The organism is Parasphingomonas puruogangriensis (assembly GCF_036663635.1).
GTDB lineage: Bacteria > Pseudomonadota > Alphaproteobacteria > Sphingomonadales > Sphingomonadaceae > Sphingomonas.
The window spans coordinates 185,919-207,843 of sequence record NZ_JAXOJI010000002.1 but is presented as its reverse complement, the minus strand read 5'-3'; the positions used below and the strand labels follow the sequence as shown (position 1 = coordinate 207,843).

Below are 21,925 nucleotides of genomic sequence, written 5' to 3'. Positions count from 1 at the left end.
GTAGACCGCTATCCGCCGCATTTATCCATCGGCATCGATACGTAATCGAGCCGCACGTCGGACAGCGTCAGCGCGCTACCCTTGTTGGCCGACAGCGTGAATGGCGCCGACAACGTCTTCATCGCGGCGCCCTTGGCGGCGAAGCATTTCAGCGGCACGGCCAGCGTGGTCCAGGTGCCGGGCTGGGCGGCGCCGAGCAGGCCGGCAATCGGCACGGCGGTGGAGCGCGCGGTGTCGGCCAGACCGAGCGTCGCCACGCCCGTTGCCGGCCGGTCGAGCCGATATTCCATCACCAGGCTTAGCTCGCCATTGCTTTCGCGATCGAGATCGATCGGCTGGGGCGGGACGATGCGCAGCGCGGCCGGGCCACTCCAGACCAGCGCCAGCGCATCTTCCTGCGCGCGCCGATCGACGTAGCGGGCGGCGAGCCGGCCACCGGCCGAGGCGGCGGCGGCGCGGCCCAGCGTGACGCTGGCCTGGCCGGGTTCGTCCAGCACCATCGTCCAGCCATCGGGCAGCCGGCCCTTGGCGTAAAATTGCCCGATTGTCGCAGCGGCCATGCCCGCCGGTCGCGTCTCGTCGAGCGTGCCGACATGCCCGGGGGCGGCGTAGCGCAGGCCATAGCCATAAGCGAACAGCGGATCGTAGCCGGGATCACGCCGGTTGAGGACATATTGGTCGGGCCGCTTGGGCCAGGAAAAGCTCAGCTTGCCGCGGAAATCGAAACGCGGTTTGCCGGCCGTGTCGGCGAACAGCACGTCCGCCACACCGCCGCCTTCGCTGCCCGGCAGGAATGCCGCAACGAATGCGTCGGACGCGTTAAGCTCGGCATTCACCCAGAGCGGCCGGCCCGACAGGAACACCGCTACTACTGGCACGCCCGCCGCCTTGAGCTTGCGCAGCAGTTGCAGGTCGGATTTGTCGCCGGGGCTATATTCCAAATTGGGGATGTCGCCCTTGAATTCGGCATAAGGCTGTTCGCCGAACACCACGATTGCCGCATCGGGCTTGGTGGTGAACGACCCGTCCGGCGACAGAATGGCCTTGCCACCGCTCTTCGCCACCGTCTCGCTGATGCCCGACCAGATCGACTGCGCGTTGGGAAAGTCCTTGTTGGTCACGCCGGTGCCTTGCCAGGTGATGGTCCAGCCGCCGGCCTGCTGGCTGATATCGTCCGCCCCGGCCCCGGCGACCAGGATATTGGCGCTGGGCTTGAGCGGCAGCACGCCTTCGTTTTTGAGCAGCACGAGCGACTCGCGTACCGCGGCGCGCGCCACCGCGTGATGCGCCGGTGCGCCGAACGCGTCGAATTTGCCGGCGAAGGCGCGCGCCGATGGCCGGCCGCGATCGAACGTGCCCGCGCGCACCTTCACGCGCAGGATCCGCCGCACCGCATCGTCGATCCGCGCTTGCGGGATTTCGCCCGATTTGGCCTGCGCCAGCGTGTTCTCGTACAGCTTCTTCCAGTCCGGGCCGGAATACATGAACATGTCCATCCCGGCGTTGATCGCCGCGGCGCAGCTTTCGTTGCTGCAGCCCGGCACCTGGCCGTGGCTGTTCCAGTCGCCGATCACGAAACCGTCGAATTTCATGCGCTCCTTCAGCACGTCAGTCAGCAGGCTCTTATTGCCACTCATCTTGACCCCGTTCCAGCTCGAGAAACTAACCATCACCGATTGCGTGCCGGCCGCGATGGCCGCCGGATAGCCGCCCAAATGCACATCGCGCAGCACCTCCTGCGAGGCGCGCGTGTCGCCCTGATCGCGCCCGCCGGTGCCACCGTCACCAAGGAAATGCTTGGTCGTCGCGATCAGATGATCGGGCGACAGAAAGCTTTTGGTGCCCAGCTTGCCCTGCACGCCCTCGATCATGGCCTTGGCGTAATCGGCCGGGATCTGTGGCTCCTCGGCATAGCTTTCGTAAGTGCGCCCCCACCGATCGTCCTGCACCACCGCCAGCGTCGGCGCGAAGGTCCAGTCCTGCCCGGCGGCAGCGGTCTCGATCGAGGTCACTTCGCCGATGCGCCGGATCAGATCAGGGTCGGCTGCTGCACCAAGCCCGATATTGTGCGGAAACAGGGTGGCACCGATGATGTTGTTGTTGCCGTGGACCGCATCGGTTCCCCAGATGATCGGGATGGCGGGGCGCCCGTCGCTGCGCTTGATCGACGCATCGTAGAATTCGTCCGCCAGCTTCAGCCACTTCGCGGGTGGGGCGAGTTCGTCGTCATATGGCCCCGAATTGCCGCCGTTGAGCACCGATCCGATCTTGTAGGTTTCGACATCCACGGGCTTGATGCTGCCGATATCGACCTGCAGCAATTGCCCTACCTTGTCTTCCAGCGACATTTTCGCGAGCAGCGCAGCGACCCGCTTTTCCACCGTTGTCTGGCGCGGCACCGCTTTGAGCGCGGGCCACAAGGCCGGATCGGCCACCGCCGATGTCGGCGCCGGTCGATCCTGTGCCGCGACACTCGCGCTGACCAGGGCAACGGCCAAAGCGGCAAGCGCAATGCGCGACGGATGCGGTGTCATGTGGATCTCCAAAAGGAAGTGTCGCGGACCCGGATGTTACCGGGGGAAGGACGGTGCGGCGGCGGCGAGCGCCACCGTGCCGGTCAATGCCCGATCGCCGGCAAAACGTCCGATCGCGATGGCGTAACGCCCCGCATCCTGGCGCCAGCCCTTGGCGGTCGTGTCGAAGCGTGACAGCGTCTTAGGCTCGGCATCGATCGTCACGCGCTGCGTTTCGCCTGGTTCAAGCCGCAGCTTCTTCCAGCCGGCGAGGCGATAGGCGCGCGCCTTGCCGGGCGGTTGCGCGTAGAGCTGCGGCACGTCGGCGCCGGCGACCTTGCCGGTATTGGTGACATCGAAGCTGACGCGCAGCGCGCGGCCCCCGCTGAGCTTGAGATTGGCGTAACGGAAGTTGGTATAGGATTGGCCAAAGCCGAACGGGAAGAGCGGCTTGAGCTGCTGCCGCGCATACCAGCGATAGCCGACATCCGCGCCTTCCGGATAGTCGATCGGATAGCTTTCGAGCGCCGCCTTGCTGTCCCCGGCAGTGCGCCGCGCATCGACCGCATGTTGCGCGGCGAGCCCGACCGGCGCCGCCCGCGGCGCCTGCTCGGCACGCTCGGGGAAAGTCATCGGCAATCGGCCCGACGGGTTGACCGCCCCGGTCAGGATAGCCGCGATCGCTTCGCCGCCGCGCTGCCCGGGATACCAGGCCTGCAGCACGGCGGGTACGCGATTGATCCACGGCATCAGCACCGGCCCGCCGGTTTCCAGCACGACCAGGGTCTGGCGATTGGCGCCCGCCACCGCATCGATCAGCGCATCCTGATTGTCGGGCAGCGCCAGCGTCTCGGCGTCCTGCGCCTCGGTCTGCCACTGCCAGGCGAAGACGATCGCCAGATCGGCGCCACGCGCGGCTGCTGCGGCGGCGGCGGGATCATTGCCGTCGATATAGGTAACCTCGGCGCCCGGCACGGCGGCACGGATCGCGGCCAGTGGCGAGGAAGCATGCCAGGTGATGCGGGCGAATGACGCCGCCTCGCCCTTGGTCAGCTTGATCTCGACCGGCGCGCCGCCGACCGAGCGGACCTGCGATGAGCCCCCGCCGGAGAGGACGCCGACATCGGCATGCGCGCCGATCAGCACGATCTTCTTCGCGGTCGTCGCCAGCGGCAGCAGATTATTGCTGTTCTTGAGCAGCACGATGCCTTCTTCGGCGGTGCGCTGCGCGACCTCGGCATGCGCGGCATAATCGATCGGCTGCACACTGCTCGGTACCGGATCGTCGATCAGCCCGCTGGCGATCACGCCGTACAACACGCGCCGCGCCATATCGTCGAGCCGGGCCGACGGTATCCGTCCTGCCGCGAGCGCTTTTTCGAGCGGGGCGGCGAAGTAGATCTGCTTGTCGAGTTCCTGGCCCGATTCCTGATCGAGCCCGGCGAGCACCGCCTTCTCGGTCGAATGCACCGCGCCCCAATCGGACATCACCCAGCCCTTATAGTTCCAATCGCGCTTAAGCACCTGGTTGAGCAGGAAATCATTCTCGCACGCCCAATCGCTGTTCACCTTGTTATAGGCGCACATCACCGATCCTGGCCGGCCGCGATCGATCGCCAGTTCGAACGCCAGCAGGTCGCTCTCGCGCAGTGCCGCTTCGCCCAATCGCGCGTCGGCGACGTGCCGGCCGGTCTCCTGCGCGTTGAACGCGAAATGCTTGATGGTCGAGACGATATGGTTGCTCTCGACGCCGCGGATCGCTTCGCCCGCCAGCACGCCGGCGAGCAACGGATCCTCGCCAAGATATTCGAAATTGCGCCCGTTCCACGGATCGCGCGTCAGGTTGACGCCGCCGGCCAGCAACACGTTGAAGGTCTTGGCGCGTGCCTCGGCGCCGATCATCGCGCCACCCTGATAGGCGAGTTCCGGGTTGAACGTTGCTGCGGTCGCTAGGCCGGCGGGCAGGGCGGTGGCGACATCGCCTTTGCGCTGCTCGATCTGGTTGGCGACGCCGAGGCTGGCGTCGCTTTCACGCAACGTGGGGATGCCGAGCCGCGGCACGCCCGGCATATGCCCAGCCGAGGGAACCATGCCCCGCGCCGCGGCGTCCTTGACGAAGGGCGGGAAATAGGTGCGGACGAGGCGCAGTTTCTCCGCTCGCGTCATGGCCTTGACCAGCGCGTTGGCGCGTACCTGCGGCGGCGCGGCGCGATCGGCCGCTGCCTTGGGTAGGGTGCCCTGCGCGGAGAGCGTGGCGGGTGCTGCGGCCAGCGCGGCGGCAAGGGCGAAGCGAGCGACTGCGGTCATCACGATACTCCAATCGATAGGGCCCGGCGCAGCCTACCGCCGGCAGAAGAAGGGGCGGCGACACGCATAGGCTTGCGTGACGCCGCCCAAGGAGCGACCCGGCCGGGGTAAGCCGGGTCGCAAGGGAAGCAAGATTAGAACGCTGCCTTGACGCGGGCGCCAAACGTCCTGGGGGCCTGCAAGTTGGACAGGAATACCGGCGGATAGCGCGTCGGGCCGAACGTGGTGGCGTTGGTGCGGATCGCGCGATCCTCGACATTCTGGACGAACGCCTCGATCACGAACTTGTCGCCCGGCGCGTTGTAGCGCAGCGCCAGATCGGTGCGGCTATAGGCCTTTTGCGTGTCGAACCGCGTGCCGTAATTGACCGGCACGCCGCCGACGACGCGATCGGTGCGATCACCATTGAAGAAGGTCAGGAAGCTGGCCGTTTCGTAATGCACCGTGGCGCGCGGCGTGATGCTGCCGCCATTGGCGAGTTCGAAATCATGCTCGTAGGTAGCGGTGGCCGAGAAACGCGGTGCGTGCGCCAGTTCGTTGCCCTTGAGCTGGCGGATCGCGGTGACGTCGCTCGAATTGTCGAACCGGCCGTCGATCGTTGCGAGGTCTTTGAGCTTGGTCTTCTGCAGCGAGGAGGAGAATTGCAGACGATCGTGGTTGGTCACGTTGGCAACCAATTCGGCCTCCAGACCGTAAGCCGTCGCGCCCTCGGCATTCTCAGTGACGATCTGGCTGGCGATGGTATTGCCATTGGCGTCGCGCGTGGTGCGCACCTGGTTGACCTGATAGCCGGAGAAATCGGAATAATAGGCCGCCGCGTTGAACGTCACACGCCGATCGAACAGCCGTGTCTTGAAACCGACTTCATAGTTGGTGATCGATTCCGGATCGGTGGTTTCGCCGCCATCCTGAATATTGCCCGATTTGAACCCGCTGCTGACGCTGGCATAGCCCAGCACATTGTCGGTCAGGTCGGCGTCGAGCCGCGCCAGATAGGTCAGCTTGCCCCAGCTGCCTTTCACGTCGTTGCTCGAGATCGAGAAATTGCCGCCTTGGGCGTTGAGCAAGGCGACCAATTCTGCGGCGGTCGCATTGGGGTAGATGCCGAACAGATTAACGCCGCACGCCACGTCGCCGGGCGCGGCGCAGCCGAAGGCAGTGACGTTGCGGCCGCCGACATCCTTCTTGTAATCCTTGGTGTAGCGTAGCCCGCCAGTGGCGCGGAACCGGTCGTTGATGTTCCACGTCAGCTGGCCGAAGCCGGCATAGGAATCGATCTGGCGATTGGCCTGGATGAAGCTGCCGACGAACGCCCGGGTCGCGCCGTTGCGATACCCGTCGCGCTGGTCGACGTCGAAGCGGATCTCGTTGCGTTCATGCGAGAAATAGCCGCCGATGATATAGTCGAAGACATTATCGCCGGTCGATTTGAGCTGCAGCTCGTGGCTCATGAAATTGTAGCGCGAATTGACGGTGCGGTTCTCGCCGAACGCGCCGATGAAATTCTGCAGTCCGGTCGCCGGATCAAACGTGCCGTCCGGCGGCAGCGCGCCGGCATCGGCATCGGTCTGCGTGCTGCCGCCGATGCGTGAATAGCCCGCAATATAGGTCAGCTGCATCTTGTCAGTGACGTCGAGGTTCATCGTGCTGCGCAGCGCCCAGGAGTAGCGATCGGTGTCGGGCGCGGTATCGCTTAGCGTCGAATAGCGATCGGTGCCGGCGCGCGGCGTTTGGAGCAACGCGATGACCGGCGCACCGCGATCGAGGAAGCCTTCGCCGCTGAGGAACCAGCTGAACGAATCGCTTGGCCGCCAATAGGCGCTGACACGGGCCGATTCCTGCTCGACGGCATAATATTTCTTGCCCGTGGTGACATATGCCGCGCGATCGACATTGGGCACGTTGGGGGCGGGCTGGAAATCGGCATAGCCGTCATGCCGTTCGGTGACGAAGGCGAAGCGCAAAGCCAGCGTATCGCTGACCGGCACGTTGATCGCGCCGCGCGAGCCGAAGCGGTTATAGTCGCCGGCGATGGCCTCGACATTGCCGTAGAATTTGTCGAATGTCGGCTTGGCGGTGACCAGGCTCAGCGCGCCGACCGTGGCGTTGCGCCCGAACAAGGTGCCCTGCGGCCCGCGCAGCACTTCGGCACGTTCCAGATCGTAGAACAGCACCGAAGCGCCCTGCGAGCGCGGCGAGTAGATGCCGTCGATATAGATCGCGACCTCGGGATCGGCGACTTCGGTATAGGCGCTGTCATTGCCGATGCCGCGCAGCGTGAGCAACACGGCGGACTGATCGCCCTGCTGGGTGAATTGCAGCGAGGGCACGAAGCGCGCGAGATCGGTGACGTTATTGACCTGCTGGCGGTCGAGCGTCGCCTGGCTAAACGCGGAGATCGCGATCGGGGTGCTTTGCAGGTTGGTCTCGCGCCGCGTTGCAGTGACGACGATATCTTCGATCGCGCCGCTATCGGTATCGACTGGCGGCTGCGTCTGCGTTTCGGCTTGGCCGCTATTGGCGGTCGGGCTCGGCGTATCGGTCTGCGGGACGGTCTGTCCGAACGCGGCCGTGGCCAGAAAAAACGATGTCGCCAGCGCAGTGCCGGCGCCAAACATATGCCCCTTCATGTCATCCTCCCAAATACGCCCTTTGTGGGTCGCTATGGCGTTTCCACCAGAGACCGACATCGATGTCAAGAATGTTTTGACATCGATGTCGGTTTTGCGTTGATGGCTATTCTCGTTCGGGTGGAGCTAATCTAAAGACGTGCACATGCAGGGGTCGAGCACGGAGCGAAAGGCGGCGATGACGGCAGACCGCGCGGGTGCGCGGCTGTTCCGCTTGTCGATCGGCGTGTTTTTCTTCGGCGGTTTCCTGACCTCGTTGATCAGCCTACTGGTGCCCCGGCTGCAGCTGTTGTTCGATCTCGGTTATGCCCGCGCGCTGCTGGTGCAATTGTCGTTCCACGCCAGCTATCTGCTGTTCGCGCTGCCGATCCTCGCGGTGATCGTGCGCGCTGGCTATATGCGGTCGATCGCGACCGGGCTGGCAGTGATGGTCGCTGGCTGTCTCGGGCTGATCTATACGCAGTTCGCGCCCAACTTCACCGCCGTGCTCGCTGCCTTGCTGCTGCTGTCGGGCGGGATCACGTTCCTGCAAATCGCGTCCAACGCGGTGGTCACCGTGGCGGCGCCGGCGCAACAGGCCGCCGCCCGGCTGACGCTGCTGCAGGGGTTCAATTCGCTCGGCACGGTGCTCGGGCCCTTGCTCTGCGCGCAATTCCTGCTGCCCGACGCCAGCGGCAATTTCACACGGGCCGGGGCGGACGCGGTGGTCGTGCCGTTCATCGTCTCCGGCGCGGCGCTTGCCTTGCTATCGGTGGGCTTCGCGCTCAACCGCGATATGCTGGGGCCGGTTGCGCATATGCGGCTGCCCGCATCGCGTTACCTGCCGCTGTTCCTGGCCGACCGCCGGTTGCAGCTCGGGACGGCGGCGATCTTCGTCTATGTCGGCGCCGAAGTGACGATCGGCACCTTGCTGACCAATTACCTGATGCAGCCGACCATCTTGGACGCGGCGCCGGTCACTGCCGGACGGATGGTCGCGCTCTACTGGGGCGGCGCGATGGTCGGGCGCTTCGCCGGCGCCTGGCTAATGCGCCGCTGGAGCGCTGCGGCGATGCTGGTGGCGGTCGCCTTGGGTGCCACCGTGCTGACCGCGTCGGGTGCACTGGGTTACGGTTTGCCCGGCGCGATCGCCTTGCTCGCCGTTGGGCTGTGCAACGCCATCATGTATCCCACGATCTTCGCGTTGGCCTTGCCCGACGACCCGAAGCTGACGCCGATCGCCGCAACCTTCCTGTGCGTGGCCGTGGTCGGCGGCGCGATCATTCCCTATCTGACCGGGTTGCTCGCCGACCGTCTGGGCCTGGGGCCGTCTCTGTTGCTGCCCGCCGCCTGCTATCTGGGCATTGCCGGATTTGCGTGGAGCTGCCTCGCAATGCGCCGCGCGTCGGCCAGGATCGCGCTGTCGTGAAGCCGATCACGATCAAGGACGTCGCTGCCAAGGCCGGCGTCTCGCCCAAGACGGTATCGCGCGTGATCAACGGCGAAATGCACGTGCGACCCGAGATCCGCGATATCGTGCTCGCGGTTGTCGCCGAGCTCGATTACCGGCCCAATCCGTTTGCGCGCAGCCTGTCCAGTTCGCGCTCCTATCTGCTCGGCCTGTTCCTCGACGATCCGGGCTCGGGCTACGCCGCCGACGTGCAATTGGGCGCGCTGATGCGCAGCCGCCAATGCAGCTATCATCTGGTGGTCGAACCGGTCGACTTAGACGCCCCGAACTGGATCGCCGAGATCGCCCAGAGCATCCGCGCGCTGCGGCTGGACGGCGCGATCCTGACCCCGCCGATCTGCGACAATCCTGCTTTGCTGGACATGCTGGAGGCCGCCGAACTCCCGTATGTCCGCATCTCGCCGCGCGGCGATGCCGATCGCTCGGGCATGGTCGAGATGGATGATTTCGCCGCGGCGTGCGACATGACGCGGCATCTGATCGCGCTAGGCCACCGCGATATCGCCTTCATCAAGGGAGACCCCAACCATAGCGTGTCGCGCAAGCGCCATGACGGCTTTTGCGCAACGATGGCGGCGGCGGGCCTGGTGGTCGAGCCGCGTCTTATGCTGCAGGGCGATTTCTCGTTCCGCTCCGCCCTGGCGCCGGCCACGGTCTTGCTTGGTAGCGATACGCCACCAAGCGCAATCTTCGCCAGCAACGACGATATGGCGCTGGGCGTTCTGGTCACGGCGATGAAGATGGGTGTTGCCGTGCCCGACCGGCTGTCGATCGCCGGGTTCGACGACGCGCCGACTGCCCGCGCCGGTTGGCCACCGCTGACCACCATCCGCCAGCCCAAGGCGGAAATGGCCGCCGCCGCAGTCGATATTTTGGTGGATCCGGCCTATCGCCTGGCCGCGACCGACGCCCGGTTCCGACGGCTCCTTCCCTACGACCTGATCTGCCGCGAAAGCACTAGCGCGCGGGCGATATGATCCGCATTTACCGAATTCGCCGTTGGCCGCATCGCCCTATGAAACGATGCGGCCTGGTGGACCCCGGAACAGGTCCGGTTTGACGGATTAGCAGGCCAGCACGGCTTTCACACCCGTCGAACCGGAGAGGCGATCCGTCTTTGCAGATCAGCCCGCGTTCGGTGCGTCGCAGGCGCCGAGACGCTTGCCGGAGACCTGGGTCTTTGTAATGACCTTGGCACCCTTTTGCGCGCCGCCCATCGCCGGCATGTCCATCGTCGCTTCGCTGACGACGTCATAGCTGGTGCTAGCGAAAGTGCCCGACATGGAAGCGCGCATCTCCCCGGTCGGCATGCCCGGCATGTTCTTGCACACCAACGTGCCATCCATCTTGCCGCCGCCCATTTCGAACTTCTCGTATGTGCAGTTCTTGGCCGCACCGAGCATGTCCTGCGGGGGCTTGGCCGCCTGTTCCGGCGTCAGGCAGGTTTCAACCTTGGTAGATTTCGACTGCTGCTTCATCGCGTCCGCCATACCGGGGGGCAGGCCGGGGCCTTCGATCGACAGGATCGCAACCGTCGTCTCCCACTTGCCGGGCTCCATCTTCACCGCATCCTTGGTGGCGGCGGCGACATCGGCAACGGAGGCATTCTCCGCCTTGACGGTCGGGTTGGAGTTACACGCTGACAGTAAGGCGATGGCAGGCAGGATGATTGCGACACGCTTCATATGTTCTTCTCCTTGCGGGACTGTCCGGTCGATCGAGCAGGTTAACTGGGCGGAAACCAAGAATAAGTCCTGACCCGATGCGGCGGCGAATGCCGGCATCGGATTGATCGACAGGTATAGAGATCACGCGAACAGATGACGAAGGGCCTGGAATCGCCGAACATCATCTTCCCATGGTTGCAGCAGGTGACAATTGTGTCAAACATCTGTGCGTATGCTGTGAGCGACAAAAGCTCTACCTTTGGGCGAGGCTGCGCCTTCAGACTGCCGCACCTCATGCCGCCGTCCGGCGAAGGAGCCAACCTAGCGATGTTGGAAGGGGCCGAGTTAGCGAGTGCCATCGTTCGGCATCCCGGCGCCATCGGGGCGGCACTTACCACCTCCGAAGAGCCGATGTTTTCACGAGCGGCAGCGGAGGCGATAGCTGCACACGACATGTTAGAGCGCTGCCTTGGCGACCGTGCGCCATCCGCCTTTCTCGACTTGATGACGGGCGTGAACGAGCAGGACGGCGACCGGTCCTGAAGCTGGAACCGGTCACGGGTCGTCCTTACCTTGCGCTCGCTGGTCTCCACCGTCGGACGAGATCGATTGCGCCGACCGGATGGTTTAGCGAGATGGCCGTGCTAGGGGTGCGAACATGTCACATGCCCGAAGCAATACCGGTACCGTCGATGTCGATGGCCTCAAGTACGACTGGCAACTGCAGCGCGAGCCGCAATTGTCGGATGACGATGGTTGGAAGGGTATGACGATTTGCCTGCTGCAGAGAGATACCCAACGCGAGGCGTTGGTGGAATTTCCTGCCCCGAAGCGCTTGTTGAAGGGGCTGCCGCGGGGGCGTCTCCAGATTGACGATGCAACCGTTTCTCGGAGCGTTCGTGCGGCGCTGGCGGCGGGGTGGGAGCCGATGTCGCGCGGCAAGCCCATGGTATTCACAGTAGACGCCGAGGGCAACTGACGGATCGGTGCGGGTCGGATCGCGGGTCAACTTAGAACACGGCGTTGCCCGAGCAGTCGCTCGTTTCTCATTTGGGACTTACCGAAGCCTCCGAAACGCAGTCATGAGCGTCCGACTATATTTGCGGTGCGTCGGGGTCTCCCGGTGGCAACCAGCGGCCGAAGGAGCAATGCCAAGACCGGCCGCTGGCGTGAACGTCAGCTCCCCGAAATAGACGCCGTCGAGCCCGTCGTACAGGTCGACGCGGACGTAGTCGAACGGCGCGGCCAGCGCTCGGGCAGCAGCGGTCATGGCAGCGAGACGTCCCGGATCGGGTAACATGTATTGTTCGGGCGGTACGAGACCGTCATCCGCGTCCATCGGCTCGAAGCTCGGGACCCGGAGCACCCTGCTCCATGGCGCGCCGAAGCGTCCGTGATCCACCTGACACATTAAAGGTTCGCCGTGGATGCAGTGAAACTTGTAATCAACAGGCGGCAACGCCCCCGCTGCTGGTATCATTGCCTCAACGATGATGTTCCGGGAAAGTCTCCAATACTGCATCTCGCGCATGATGGGGGCGTAGTCGAGCCCGGCCAATTCGTGGATCGTGCTCAAGTCGGCCATTGACGTAACATCACGTAAGAAGACGGTGCCGCCGCTGGCATGCGATGGCTTTGCGATCGTATTGGTACCGATGAAGGGTTGGAGCATTTCATAGAGGTGATCTATCGATTGCACCGATGCCATCGGGATGATCGCCAGCGTTTCGGGCACGCGCAGCGCCGAATGGAGCCGCCTAGCCTCCGCCTTGGCAGTACGCTTGTCGACGAACCTTCGCTGGAGCGCAGACCACCGCGGATCAATCATGCGCGCAACGATCAGATCGTTAATGGACGCGGCGGGGTCGTGCGGCGAAAGCGGCCACCGGCCGAACTTTTGTTCGAAATGTGTACCAGCAATCAGGTGATTGAAGGCACGGGAGATCGGGGCCGACCGCGTGAATACACGCCAACCCTCCTTCGTTATATCGCTGTCTTTTATATTGAAGATTGGTGGGTCGGACATTCTTGTCCTACTGGCATAGGCCTCCGCGGCGCGGAACAGAAACTATATGGCACAGCTGCGATCGGCAGCCCACGAAGTGGCGATACCGGATCGTTTGACTATCGCAGTGACACCAACGGCCGGCTGGATTTTCGAGCGCCTCATATCCCTGATTTCTCGGCATATATACGCTCCGGGCTTCAAAGCTCTGCTCCGAGCTCCTCCACCCCGCGTTTATAACTGATACTTTCTGAGCATCGGCATCGCGATGCGGTTCGCCAGAGCCTGCAGCAGTCCGAACGGGCGCCGGCGGCCGGCTGGCAGGTGGTGCGGATAGAAAGCGGTGAATTCCATTTCCGGCGTGGCCCCACGGTGGCGTTTGAAAGCGGTGGCACCGGACGACATGTTGAAGCGCAGGCCGTGGCGCGCGGCGTAGCGCGTGCCGGCGTGGAACGACAGGCGATAAAGGCCCAGCGCCTGATCGGCATGCGTGTCGTAGCCGAGCAGCGGCATGGTCGCGTCAGAACCGGCATGGAACATCGCACCGAATCCTTGAATCACGCCGCCGCGATCGCGCAGCACAAGGTAGCGGAGCAGGCCGATGCGCGCCGTCAGCATGACGAAGGCAGGGGTGAAGGCGGGGTTCAGTTGCGAATATTTCTCGCGGTATAGCAACGCGTAGAGCGCGGCGATGCGGGCGGCATCCTCGCCGGCAACCTCGGTCAGTTCTTGATATGCAAAGGTGCCGGCTGCCCACAGCCGGTCGTCGCGCTTCGTGTCGCGGCGGGGCAGGCAGGCCTGCGCGACATCGTCGACGATGAAAACCTGCCGGCTCGGCAGCAGGATCCAGCCCGCCGCCTCAAGCGCGTCGATGAGCGGGGCGCTGTGGCGCCGGGTCAGCGAGCGGATGGCGAGAAGATGGGTGGGCCAGGCGTCGGTCAGCGCGTCAGTCTGCGCCGACGCCAGCGCCGGATCGAGCGCGACGGGGAGGTTGGTCGACATCATCCAGTTATTGACGTGTACGACGCGGTCGACCTGACAGCGGTCGAGCAGCGCGCCGATGCTCCTGATCAGCAGGCGCAACGGCGGGATGAGCGCCCGGTTCGGAAAATGGCCCAGTTCCTCGAGCGGATAGTCGCGATAGCCGACGCGCGGCGAGCAGACGAACGTGCCGCCGCGCGCGCCATCATTGACCGTCAGTGGCAGCAGGTGGTCGCCCCAACGGTGCAGCGTGACGTGCGTATCCAGATTGTCGATCAGCGCGCGCGATCCATCGCGCTGGAACGCCCCGACATAGTCCACCGCGATGCGGTTGCGCGCCTCGGCATCCATCAAGCGATCGTGCCCGCGCGGACGCGATAGATGATCGCGCGATCCGACGCCGACAGGCGTTCGGATAGCGTTTCATCGACCGTGAGCTCGGGCAATGGCGGCGGCATGGCATTCATGAACAGCCGCTCGCACCAGCGCGCGCCGGGTGATGCGACCGCGGCGATGCCCTGCCAGCAGGCAAGATAGTCCGCCGGGCCGCAATAGGAGCCGAAATCGGACAGCGAGAAGCCGTCAAATCGCGCTGGATCGAGCCGTGGCAGGTCGGCCAGCCCGCCCTCCAACACGCGCAACCGCGGCAGCGCTGCGCGGACCCGCTCGTAATTCTCCGGCCGCAAGTGAACCGGCAACGCATCGTCCGAGCGCAGCCGGCCGCGGACCGCGATCGTCGCGGTGTCGCTGTCGCGGAACAGGAAGGAACGCGAAGCGCGCGCGAAATCGCGGTCGAGCTGATCGCCGACGGCGCGGGAATCGGGCAGGAACGCGCCCGCGGGTTCGCGCATGACCAGCCGCCAGACCAGATCGCGCCCTAGCGTTTCGATCGTGCGCAGCAACGATTGGCGCGCGAAGCCGTCGCGCCATATCCTGGCCTGGTCGTCGAGCGTGTCGGCGCGCATCAGCGCAGCGACCGCGCGGCGGCGGAAGAGCGCTAGGAAGCGCGCGTTGAGCGCGAGCAGTCGTTCCCATTGGCCGGCGTACCAGACACCGGCAGCGATCAGACGCTTATGGCCGTCCCAATAGGTGCGCGCGGCTGAGGAAAGATTGGCGCGGAGGTCGGCATAGACGGCGCGCCGCTGGTCGCTGTCCGCCAGCCCGAGAAAGGCGAGATAGTCGGCATGGTCGAGCCGCTCAAGTGCGGCGACCTTAAGCGCGAGCAGCGCATTCTGGACCGGGTTGGCGTCCAACGCGACCACCGCGTCCGCACCCGACAGCAACATGTCGAGCGGCCGCGTTCCTGAACCGGTGACGCACAGGACGTGCCGCGCGCCGGCGAGCGCGGCGAGTTCGGTCTCGCCATCCTCATTCGTCGAGGAGAAGTTGAGGGTGGAGAAGAAGCTCATGCCGAACCTCGCGATGCGCGACGCGCCGACGATAGACAGTGAATTGAACGATGTCTATTATCGCGGAATGCAGCTGGCTTCCCTTGCCATCGTCGCGCGCGCCTATGTGGCTGCGCGCTGGCGCATGGCGCGGTTGCGCAGCCCGAACGCGGTCCGGCGATACCAGCAGCGGCAGCTGGCGCGGCTGATCAGGGACGCGGCACGCGACCTGCCTTTCTATCGCGCGTACACGGGCGTGCCGTTCGACGCGTGGCCGGTGCTCGACAAGGCGGCGCAGCTTGCCGATTTCGCAGCGCTCAACCAGGCCGGGCTGACCGCCGACGCGGTGCGTGCGGCGTTGATACGGGGTGAGGAACGGATCGGCGGGCACCTGATTGGGATGAGTACGGGTACAAGCGGCAATCGCGGCGTGTACGTGATCACCGAGGCCGAGCGGTTTGTGTGGCTGGGGACGATCCTGGCCAAGACGCTGCCTGATGCCTTGTGGCGTCGGCACCGCGTCGCGCTGGCGCTGCCGGCCGTCGGGGACCTGTATCGATCGGCGACGGTCGGCAGCCGGATCGCCTTGCGCTTCTTCGACTCGGGCGCAGGGCCCGATACCTGGGTGGACGCGCTGGGAGACCATGACCCCGATACGATCGTGGCATCGCCCAAGATCTTGCGTTGGCTGGCCGAGCGCGGACGGCTGCACGCGACGCGGATCTTCTCAGGCGCGGAAGTGCTCGATCCGCTCGACCGCGTCGTGATCGAGGGCGCGACGGGGCGGCGGGTGCGGCAGATCTATATGGCGACCGAAGGGCTGTTCGGCGTCGCCTGTGCGCACGGGACGCTGCATTTGGCCGAGGACGTGGTGCATTTCGACTATGAGAGGCCCGACCCGGCGGGGCCGCTGGTCACGCCGATCGTCACCGATTTCACGCGGCGGGCGCAGGCGATGATCCGGTATCACATGAACGATTTGCTGGAACTGGACCCGACGCGGTGCCCATGCGGATCAGCATTCCAGGCGGTGAAGCGCGTCGAGGGTCGCGCCGACGACGCCTTCCTGCTCGCCGATGCGTCGGGCGAAGTGCGGATGGTGACTCCGGACCTGATCCGCAACGCGGTGGTCGATGCCGATCCGGCAATACTAGATTTCCGCGTGGTGCAGACCGGGGTAGCGGCGATCACGGTGTCGCTAGACAGCGCGCTGCCCGCGTTGGCGGCGGAACGGGCGCGGCTGGCGCTGGAGAGGGCGCTGGGAGGGCGGGGATTGCGCGCGGCGATCACGCTCGAGCGTGGCATCGAGCCGGACTTCACGCGCAAGCTGCGCCGCGTCAGGCGCGACTGGCGGCCTGACCTGCCAGCCGGAGCTGCCGCAGATTGGGCTCGAGCGGACGGCCGTTAAGCCCGGCCCAGATCACCGGTCCCCACAGGTCAAGCGGTCCGCCGTGATAATCGGGGCCGCCGAACCGCGCGCAGGCGTCCGCCTGGAGGCGCAGCATGTGCAGGTCCTGCGACAGTACGCGGCGGTGGAAAGCGATGATGAACAGCCGCTTGAGCCAGGCGGGCGTGCGACCGCGACGCGTGGCAAAGCAGGCGAAGGGGCGGGTTTCGCTGGCGCCGACTGGAGAGAAGATGACGATGATCGAGGCGTGGACGCCGCGCCTGTCTTCGAAGCTGATTTGAACCTGGGTCGGGGCACGATAGCGGCCCCACGACGCGGTTCGGCCGCCCTCGGTCAGCCGTTGGAGCCAGGTCATGCCCACGCGCGGCTCGGTATAGCGCGCGGCCGCGCCGTCCGGGCGGACGGCGAAGTCGATCTGCACGCCATCTGGATCGCCTGCGCGGCGGACCAGGCCTGGGTGCAGGAAATAGGCGTGGATCGGATCGAGAAGGTTCTCGATCGCATCGCCGATCGCCGCGCGCGACGGTGGCAGGGGCCACCAAAAGCGGTCAAAGCCGGTGTCTTCCACCTCTTGCGGTAGCGCGGGCAGCGGATCGGGGGTATTGGCGAGCGTCGTCCAGATCAACCCGGTCTCCTCGCGCACGGGCAGAGCGGTCGCATGCGCATCGGCCAAGTCGGCGCTGCCCGGCACGCGCCGACAGCGGCCCGCGCCGTCGAAACGCCAGCCATGATAGGGGCATTCGATCGTGTCACCGACGACGCGCCCGGCGGAGAGCGGCACGTTGCGATGCGGGCAGCGATCCTCGAGCGCCGCAACGCCCTCCGGCCCCCGGAACAGCACCAGCGGGCGTTCCATCAGCGTGACCGCCAGCGGCTGGCTTCCGAGCTGCTTGGCATAAGCGACAGGGTGCCATCCCCGGGTCAGCGCGGCGGGCCAAACCGCGGTCATACGGCCGCCCTCGTGGCGATGACGAAGGTGTAGAACCAGGCGCCGTCGCAGGCGTCCAGCCGCGCTTCGAGCGCGGCATCGCGCGTGAAGCCGTGGGCGAGCGGCAGGTCTGCGCCGGTCTTGTTGAAGAATTTCCGCTCGCACACGCGCCCGCCGGTGCGGACGCCGCGCGCTAGATCACGCCAGACCAAAGCCTGCTCGGCCACGTCGCAATAGGAGGAATAGTCCGATAAGGAGACGGCGTCGTACGCGCCCGGATCGGCCGTGGCGATCGCGTCCTGCAGGCTGGCGGTCCGCAACGTAAGCCGGTCGAGGCGGTCACGGATCGTCGCGTGGCCCGCCGCGGTCAGATAGGGCGGCAGCACGTTCACGGGGTATGCGCCGGCCAGCAGCAGCCAAGCGAAGGGGAGTTCGGCCAAATGCAGATCGCGCGCGGCGTGATCGAACCGCGCGCGCGCATAGCTGGTCATGTCGAAGTCGCGCGGCACGAAGGCGATGCCGGGCTCGCGCAGGCCCCAGCGCCACAGTGGCCGCCAGCTGAGCGCCCGCAGCAACAGCCGCCACTGGCCGTCATTCCATTCGTTGCGCCATAGCGCCCATTGCTCGGTCGGATCGGGGGCGGCGAGCAGCTGATCGGCCAGCGCGCGGCGGCGCGGCCCCGCCAGGCGGCGGAAGCGCCGCAGGAAGCCCTCCCACCTGCCGCAATACAGTAGGCCGTCGGCAACGCATCGGCGGTTGCCCGCCCAGAAGGCGCGTGCCGCGGGCGAGACATAAGGCAGCAGCGCGTCGAGCTGGAACAACCGGTTCACATCCTCGTGAAGCCCCACGAACGCCGCGAAGGCGGGGTAGTCGAGCTGGCGATAGGCGGCGACGAAGAGTTCGGCCAGCGCAGTCTGGGCGGGGTTTTGGTCAATCGCGGTGACCGCGGCAGGATCGGCGAGCAGCAGATCGAACGCGCGCGAGCCGCTGGCGGTGATGCACAGGACGTTCGCGCCGGCCGGGTGCAGCGCGGCGATCTCGCTCGCGGCGTCTTCGTTGCAGGCGGAATACCAGATTGTCGCAGGCGCGAGGCGGGCGGCAGTCATTCGGCGACGATCTCGGCGGCGCGCTCGGGGCAATGGCAGGGCGTCAGCCGTAACTCGGGATTGCGGGTCGCGAGGCGGTGCAGCGTGGCAAGCGTGGCGCGCGCCTGCGCCGTGTTCCCCATCAGCGCGGTGGTGAGCCCGGGCGGCGGCCGGTTCTCGCGGATCGCCTGCGATGACCAAGCTGCGTCGGCGACCAACAGGTGGTGGCCCCAGCGTGCGTCGCGCAAGGCGAGTCCCCAATGGCCTGGGCAGTGGCCGGGCAGCTCGATCGCCAGCAGCGATCCGTCGCCGATGATGTCCGCGCTTGTGTCGAACGGCGCGAAATCGCGCGGCAGCGGGCGGCGTGGCGCGTCCTCGAAAAAGCGCGCGCGTTGCGCAAGATCGGCAGGCAGCAGCGCGGGCAGCAGGCCGCGGCGGACGGCAGCGAGGCGGCCGCGACGACGAAGATCCTCGATCCCGGCGCGCGCGCAGTGGATCGTGGCATTGGGAAAGGCGTGGAGCCCGGCGATATGGTCGCCATGGAAGTGCGACAGGATAACGTGGTGAAACGACGCCGGATCGTGGCCGAGCGCGGCGCACTGGCTGGCCGCGTCGGCCCCGGCGGGAAGATCGACCGGGGTCGCCCAGCGGTACAGCGCCTCGGGCAAATGCGCGGTGGCGCGAAGGAAAGCGGGATCATACCCCGTGTCGAACAGGATCGGCCCAGCGTCTGGGTGAACGATCAGCATGGCGACCGCCGGAAAGTCGACCGGGCGCCAGCTGCCGCCGCGCATCGTCATCACCTGTGGGTGGCGACAGGCGCCGGTGAGCAGCGGGATCGTCGTGACCTCACGCATCGGCGCGTTGCCCTGCCAGCGCCCAGTCGATCGCGGCAAACGGATCGTGAATTGGCGCCCAGCCTAGCGCCGCGCGCGCCGCGGCGAGATCGAAGGTCTGCGACCAGCCGAGCGCGGTGGCGGCGTACACGGTCAGCGCCGGTTCGGGCGCGCCGGGGCGTATCCGCGCCACCGCCTCGGCGAGATGCGCCAAGCCCAGCGCCAATCGCGCCGGGATGGGCACGAGCCGGACGGCGCGGCCGAGACGGTGGAACGCATGAGCGGCCAGGTCGGCGAGCGGGATGGGCCGACCGCCGGAGATGTTGAAGGCGCGACCGCTGACCGCCTCGGCACGCGCCTCGGCGGCAAGGAAGGCGGTGCCGACGTCGCGCGCGTCGGTCGGCTCGATCAGCGCGCGGCCGCGGCCCGGCAGCGGCATGACGCCCGTGCGCGCCGCATGGATCAGGCGCGGCAGCAGCACGGTGTCGCGCGGCCCGATCACCGCGCGCGGGCGGAGCGTCACGGTGGCGAAGCCGATGCCGGCGGCGGCGCGGACGGCGTGTTCGGCGGCGAGCTTGGTCGCGGCATAGGCATTGATCGGCCGCACGGGCAGGGGCGTATCCTCGGTCAGGTGCAGCTGAGTTCGCGCACGCGTGTAGATGGACGGGGTTGAGGCGAACAGGAAGCGTTTTACCCCCGCCGTCCGGGCGGCGGCGAGCAGGCGCTCGGTCGCGGTCAGGTTGGCGGCGACAAAGGCCGCCCGGGGACCCCATGGCGACGACAGGGCCGCGAGGTGGATCACCGTGCCGACCCCGACCAGCAGCGGTGCCGAGTCGTCATGGACGAGGTCGGCGGCGATGAAACGCGCGCCGTGCCGCTGCAGCGTCGCGCCACGCGAGCGGTCGCGGCCAGTCGCGATGACATCGCGCCCGGCCGCCAGCAGCGCGTCGACGAGCACGCTGCCGAGGCCGCCGGTGGCGCCGGTAACGAGCACGGTCTCGCTCACCACCGGATCACCGCACCACCCAGCGATACGCCCGCCGAGGTGCCGATGACGAGACCGAGCTCGCCCGTGCGCAGCCGCCCTTGCGCCCGCGCGGTGGCGAGCGTGAAGGGGATACTGGTCGCGATCAGATTGCCGACCGACGCGAACAGATCGATGGTCTTGGCCTCGCCGTCGGGAATGGCGCGTTTGAGATGCTCAAGCGCAGCGCGGCTGGCCTGATGCGGGAGGACGCAGTCGAGCTGATCGGCGGCCACCCCCGCTCGGCTGAGCAAGTCATGGAGAAAACCGGGAAAGCGGCGCGCGGTGGCGCGGAACAAGCCGGGCCCGTCCATCCGGAACCGCGCGTGCGTCAGGAATGTCTCGAGATCATCGTCGGGCCGCAGCCGCGTGCCGCCGGCCTCGAGCCGGCACAGGTCGGCGCCGTCGCCATAGGTGCAGAACGCATTGGCCAGCCGGCGATGCGGGCCGTCCGCCTCGAGCGCGATGGCTGCCGCGCCATCGCCGAACAGTACCGACGCCTCGGGATCGGCATAATCGAGCGCGGCGCTGGCAATGTCGGCGCTTACGATCAGCGCGCGCCGCCATTCGCCCAGCGCGAACCCGGCCAAAACGCGGTCGAACGCGATTAGGAACGACAGGCAGGTCGCGTTGACATCGAACGCCGGGATGCCGCTCGCCCCGAGCCCGAGGCGTCGTTGGACCAGCGCGGCGGTTCCGGGGATCGGCTGCTCCATCACGCCGCAGGCCGAGATAATGACGTCCAGCGAGTCGCCGCGCCAGCCGGCGTCGTCCAGCGCGCGGCATGCAGCGTACGCCGCCATCGCGCTCGACGTCTCATCGGGGTCGGCGCGGTGACGGAGGGTCACGCCGAAACGGGCGGCGGTGCTGCCGGGGGGCTGCGCCGTCAGCCGGTCGAGCTCGGCGGCTGATATCGTCGCCCGTGGCAAGCAAGTGCCGGCGCCGGCGATGCCGAATCCACCCTGCGCCATCGTCACGCCTCCTGCTTCGCGCCAATTGATCGGCGGGATGTCTGCGCTATATTGAACACCGCTCAGTGAAAGGTAAACAGCGTTCAATTGCGAGGAGAGCCGTTGGGTCGACGATCAGACCACAGCCGCGTCGAGCTACGCGAGATCATCGTCTCAGAGGGGCAGCGGCAGATGGCCGACGTTGGTTTTGCCCGCTTTTCCGCGCGCGAGGTAGCCAAGCGCGTCGGCTATTCAATCGGTACCATCTACAACGTCTTCGGCAGCTATGACGCGCTGATGCTCGCCATCAATGGGCGCACGCTCGACCTATGGCTGGACTATCTGGAGACGCGGCTCGACACAGCGAAGCCCGATGACGATCGGCTTGGCCGTGCAATCGATGCATATTTCGAATTCGCGATCGGGCATCGGCACGCCTGGGCGGCGCTGTACGATTTTCGGCTCCCCGACGATACGGCCGCGCCGGACGACTATGTGGCGAAGGTCACCGCGATCATGGCGATCGTCGAACGAGAGGTAATAGCGGAGATGCCCGCAGAATCTCGGGGCGATGCGGCCAGCCTGACCCGCTCGCTCCTGGCGACGGTTCACGGACACTGTTTCTTCACGTTGGCTGGTACGTTCCGAATGTTGGGCGAGGTGGATCCGCTGGCGGCAGCGCGGGCGCGGGTCGCCGATGCGCTGGCGAGCCATCAACGAATTCGGAAGTAGCCCGCGCTTGAGAGCCATGCC

18 protein-coding genes are annotated in these 21,925 nt (G+C 66.3%); 6 read left to right on the top strand and 12 right to left on the bottom strand.

Annotated features, from left to right (window positions below):
• Positions 1–8: 8 nt before the first annotated feature.
• The 3 genes from U1739_RS06470 to U1739_RS06460 all read right to left on the bottom strand — a co-directional run bounded on the left by U1739_RS06470 (position 9) and on the right by U1739_RS06460 (position 7,450).
• On the bottom strand, positions 9–2,534 hold the full coding sequence (locus tag U1739_RS06470; protein WP_332705361.1) for a glycoside hydrolase family 3 protein: 2,526 nt from the start codon (positions 2,532–2,534) through the stop codon (positions 9–11).
• 36 nt (positions 2,535–2,570) lie between these two features.
• Positions 2,571–4,820 (bottom strand): beta-glucosidase family protein, encoded by a 2,250-nt coding sequence (locus U1739_RS06465; RefSeq protein WP_332705358.1) that lies wholly within the window; start codon positions 4,818–4,820, stop codon positions 2,571–2,573.
• A 134-nt stretch (positions 4,821–4,954) separates the two neighbouring features.
• The gene (locus tag U1739_RS06460) at positions 4,955–7,450 is read right to left on the bottom strand and encodes a TonB-dependent receptor (protein ID WP_332705355.1); all 2,496 of its coding nucleotides are present in this window, start codon (positions 7,448–7,450) and stop codon (positions 4,955–4,957) included.
• A gap of 178 nt (positions 7,451–7,628) precedes the next feature.
• On the opposite strand from U1739_RS06460, the gene U1739_RS06455 reads away from it, so the two are divergent.
• On the top strand, positions 7,629–8,858 hold the full coding sequence (locus U1739_RS06455; protein WP_332705352.1) for an MFS transporter: 1,230 nt from the start codon (positions 7,629–7,631) through the stop codon (positions 8,856–8,858).
• Positions 8,855–9,877: a LacI family DNA-binding transcriptional regulator gene (locus tag U1739_RS06450; RefSeq protein ID WP_332705348.1), complete on the top strand. Its 1,023-nt coding sequence runs from the start codon at positions 8,855–8,857 to the stop codon at positions 9,875–9,877. Before U1739_RS06455 ends, U1739_RS06450 begins: the two co-directional genes overlap by 4 nt.
• Positions 9,878–10,024: 147 nt before the next feature.
• Here the strand turns inward: U1739_RS06450 and U1739_RS06445 are convergent, their stop codons facing one another.
• Positions 10,025–10,585 (bottom strand): DUF3617 family protein, encoded by a 561-nt coding sequence (locus tag U1739_RS06445; RefSeq protein WP_332705345.1) that lies wholly within the window; start codon positions 10,583–10,585, stop codon positions 10,025–10,027.
• Between the two features lie 135 nt (positions 10,586–10,720).
• Here U1739_RS06445 and U1739_RS06440 point away from each other — a divergent pair, with 135 nt between their 5' ends.
• Together U1739_RS06440 and U1739_RS06435 are read left to right on the top strand one after the other, a co-directional pair.
• A complete protein-coding gene (locus tag U1739_RS06440) occupies positions 10,721–11,110 on the top strand; it encodes a hypothetical protein (protein ID WP_332705342.1) in 390 nt (129 codons plus the stop codon).
• A gap of 115 nt (positions 11,111–11,225) precedes the next feature.
• On the top strand, positions 11,226–11,546 hold the full coding sequence (locus U1739_RS06435; protein ID WP_332705339.1) for a hypothetical protein: 321 nt from the start codon (positions 11,226–11,228) through the stop codon (positions 11,544–11,546).
• Between the two features lie 78 nt (positions 11,547–11,624).
• On the opposite strand, the gene U1739_RS06430 is transcribed toward U1739_RS06435, so the two are convergent.
• The 3 genes from U1739_RS06430 to U1739_RS06420 all read right to left on the bottom strand — a co-directional run bounded on the left by U1739_RS06430 (position 11,625) and on the right by U1739_RS06420 (position 14,962).
• A complete protein-coding gene (locus tag U1739_RS06430) occupies positions 11,625–12,593 on the bottom strand; it encodes an ATP-grasp fold amidoligase family protein (RefSeq protein ID WP_332705335.1) in 969 nt (322 codons plus the stop codon).
• A 213-nt stretch (positions 12,594–12,806) separates the two neighbouring features.
• Complete coding sequence (locus U1739_RS06425) at positions 12,807–13,904, bottom strand: hypothetical protein (protein ID WP_332705332.1); 1,098 nt, start codon at positions 13,902–13,904, stop codon at positions 12,807–12,809.
• Positions 13,904–14,962 (bottom strand): DUF3419 family protein, encoded by a 1,059-nt coding sequence (locus U1739_RS06420; RefSeq protein WP_332705329.1) that lies wholly within the window; start codon positions 14,960–14,962, stop codon positions 13,904–13,906. Before U1739_RS06420 ends, U1739_RS06425 begins: the two co-directional genes overlap by 1 nt.
• On the opposite strand from U1739_RS06420, the gene U1739_RS06415 reads away from it, so the two are divergent.
• Positions 14,961–16,349 (top strand): F390 synthetase-related protein, encoded by a 1,389-nt coding sequence (locus U1739_RS06415; RefSeq protein ID WP_332705326.1) that lies wholly within the window; start codon positions 14,961–14,963, stop codon positions 16,347–16,349. The two genes, U1739_RS06420 and U1739_RS06415, sit on opposite strands and share 2 nt — an antisense overlap.
• Here the strand turns inward: U1739_RS06415 and U1739_RS06410 are convergent.
• Genes U1739_RS06410 through U1739_RS06390 form a run of 5 tightly spaced genes read right to left on the bottom strand, consistent with a single transcriptional unit; the run spans position 16,279 to position 21,193 of the window.
• Positions 16,279–17,298 (bottom strand): Rieske 2Fe-2S domain-containing protein, encoded by a 1,020-nt coding sequence (locus U1739_RS06410; RefSeq protein ID WP_332705323.1) that lies wholly within the window; start codon positions 17,296–17,298, stop codon positions 16,279–16,281. The genes U1739_RS06415 and U1739_RS06410 overlap by 71 nt on opposite strands.
• The gene (locus U1739_RS06405) at positions 17,295–18,383 is read right to left on the bottom strand and encodes a DUF3419 family protein (protein WP_332705320.1); all 1,089 of its coding nucleotides are present in this window, start codon (positions 18,381–18,383) and stop codon (positions 17,295–17,297) included. The genes U1739_RS06410 and U1739_RS06405 overlap by 4 nt, the downstream gene beginning before the upstream one ends.
• A complete protein-coding gene (locus tag U1739_RS06400; protein WP_332705317.1) occupies positions 18,380–19,219 on the bottom strand; it encodes an MBL fold metallo-hydrolase in 840 nt (279 codons plus the stop codon). Before U1739_RS06400 ends, U1739_RS06405 begins: the two co-directional genes overlap by 4 nt.
• Positions 19,212–20,204 (bottom strand): NAD-dependent epimerase/dehydratase family protein, encoded by a 993-nt coding sequence (locus tag U1739_RS06395; RefSeq protein WP_332705312.1) that lies wholly within the window; start codon positions 20,202–20,204, stop codon positions 19,212–19,214. Before U1739_RS06395 ends, U1739_RS06400 begins: the two co-directional genes overlap by 8 nt.
• Complete coding sequence (locus U1739_RS06390; protein ID WP_332705309.1) at positions 20,201–21,193, bottom strand: 3-oxoacyl-[acyl-carrier-protein] synthase III C-terminal domain-containing protein; 993 nt, start codon at positions 21,191–21,193, stop codon at positions 20,201–20,203. Before U1739_RS06390 ends, U1739_RS06395 begins: the two co-directional genes overlap by 4 nt.
• 102 nt (positions 21,194–21,295) lie before the next feature.
• Between U1739_RS06390 and U1739_RS06385 the strand changes: the two genes are divergently transcribed.
• Positions 21,296–21,904 carry a TetR/AcrR family transcriptional regulator gene (locus U1739_RS06385; RefSeq protein WP_332705306.1) on the top strand — a complete coding sequence of 203 codons (609 nt, stop codon included), beginning with the start codon at positions 21,296–21,298 and terminating at the stop codon, positions 21,902–21,904.
• Positions 21,905–21,925: the final 21 nt, after the last annotated feature.

What these genes read in the sequence shown, in the direction of transcription:
- U1739_RS06470 (WP_332705361.1), bottom strand. Translation starts at nt 2,534, where the DNA reads ATGACACCGCATCCGTCGCGCATTGCGCTTGCCGCTTTGGCCGTTGCC.
- U1739_RS06465 (WP_332705358.1), bottom strand. Translation starts at nt 4,820, where the DNA reads ATGACCGCAGTCGCTCGCTTCGCCCTTGCCGCCGCGCTGGCCGCAGCA.
- U1739_RS06460 (WP_332705355.1), bottom strand. Translation starts at nt 7,450, where the DNA reads ATGAAGGGGCATATGTTTGGCGCCGGCACTGCGCTGGCGACATCGTTT.
- U1739_RS06455 (WP_332705352.1), top strand. Translation starts at nt 7,629, where the DNA reads ATGACGGCAGACCGCGCGGGTGCGCGGCTGTTCCGCTTGTCGATCGGC.
- U1739_RS06445 (WP_332705345.1), bottom strand. Translation starts at nt 10,585, where the DNA reads ATGAAGCGTGTCGCAATCATCCTGCCTGCCATCGCCTTACTGTCAGCG.
- U1739_RS06440 (WP_332705342.1), top strand. Translation starts at nt 10,721, where the DNA reads ATGACGAAGGGCCTGGAATCGCCGAACATCATCTTCCCATGGTTGCAG.
- U1739_RS06435 (WP_332705339.1), top strand. Translation starts at nt 11,226, where the DNA reads ATGTCACATGCCCGAAGCAATACCGGTACCGTCGATGTCGATGGCCTC.
- U1739_RS06430 (WP_332705335.1), bottom strand. Translation starts at nt 12,593, where the DNA reads ATGTCCGACCCACCAATCTTCAATATAAAAGACAGCGATATAACGAAG.
- U1739_RS06425 (WP_332705332.1), bottom strand. Translation starts at nt 13,904, where the DNA reads ATGGATGCCGAGGCGCGCAACCGCATCGCGGTGGACTATGTCGGGGCG.
- U1739_RS06415 (WP_332705326.1), top strand. Translation starts at nt 14,961, where the DNA reads ATGCCGAACCTCGCGATGCGCGACGCGCCGACGATAGACAGTGAATTG.
- U1739_RS06420 (WP_332705329.1), bottom strand. Translation starts at nt 14,962, where the DNA reads ATGAGCTTCTTCTCCACCCTCAACTTCTCCTCGACGAATGAGGATGGC.
- U1739_RS06410 (WP_332705323.1), bottom strand. Translation starts at nt 17,298, where the DNA reads ATGACCGCGGTTTGGCCCGCCGCGCTGACCCGGGGATGGCACCCTGTC.
- U1739_RS06405 (WP_332705320.1), bottom strand. Translation starts at nt 18,383, where the DNA reads ATGACTGCCGCCCGCCTCGCGCCTGCGACAATCTGGTATTCCGCCTGC.
- U1739_RS06400 (WP_332705317.1), bottom strand. Translation starts at nt 19,219, where the DNA reads ATGCGTGAGGTCACGACGATCCCGCTGCTCACCGGCGCCTGTCGCCAC.
- U1739_RS06390 (WP_332705309.1), bottom strand. Translation starts at nt 21,193, where the DNA reads ATGGCGCAGGGTGGATTCGGCATCGCCGGCGCCGGCACTTGCTTGCCA.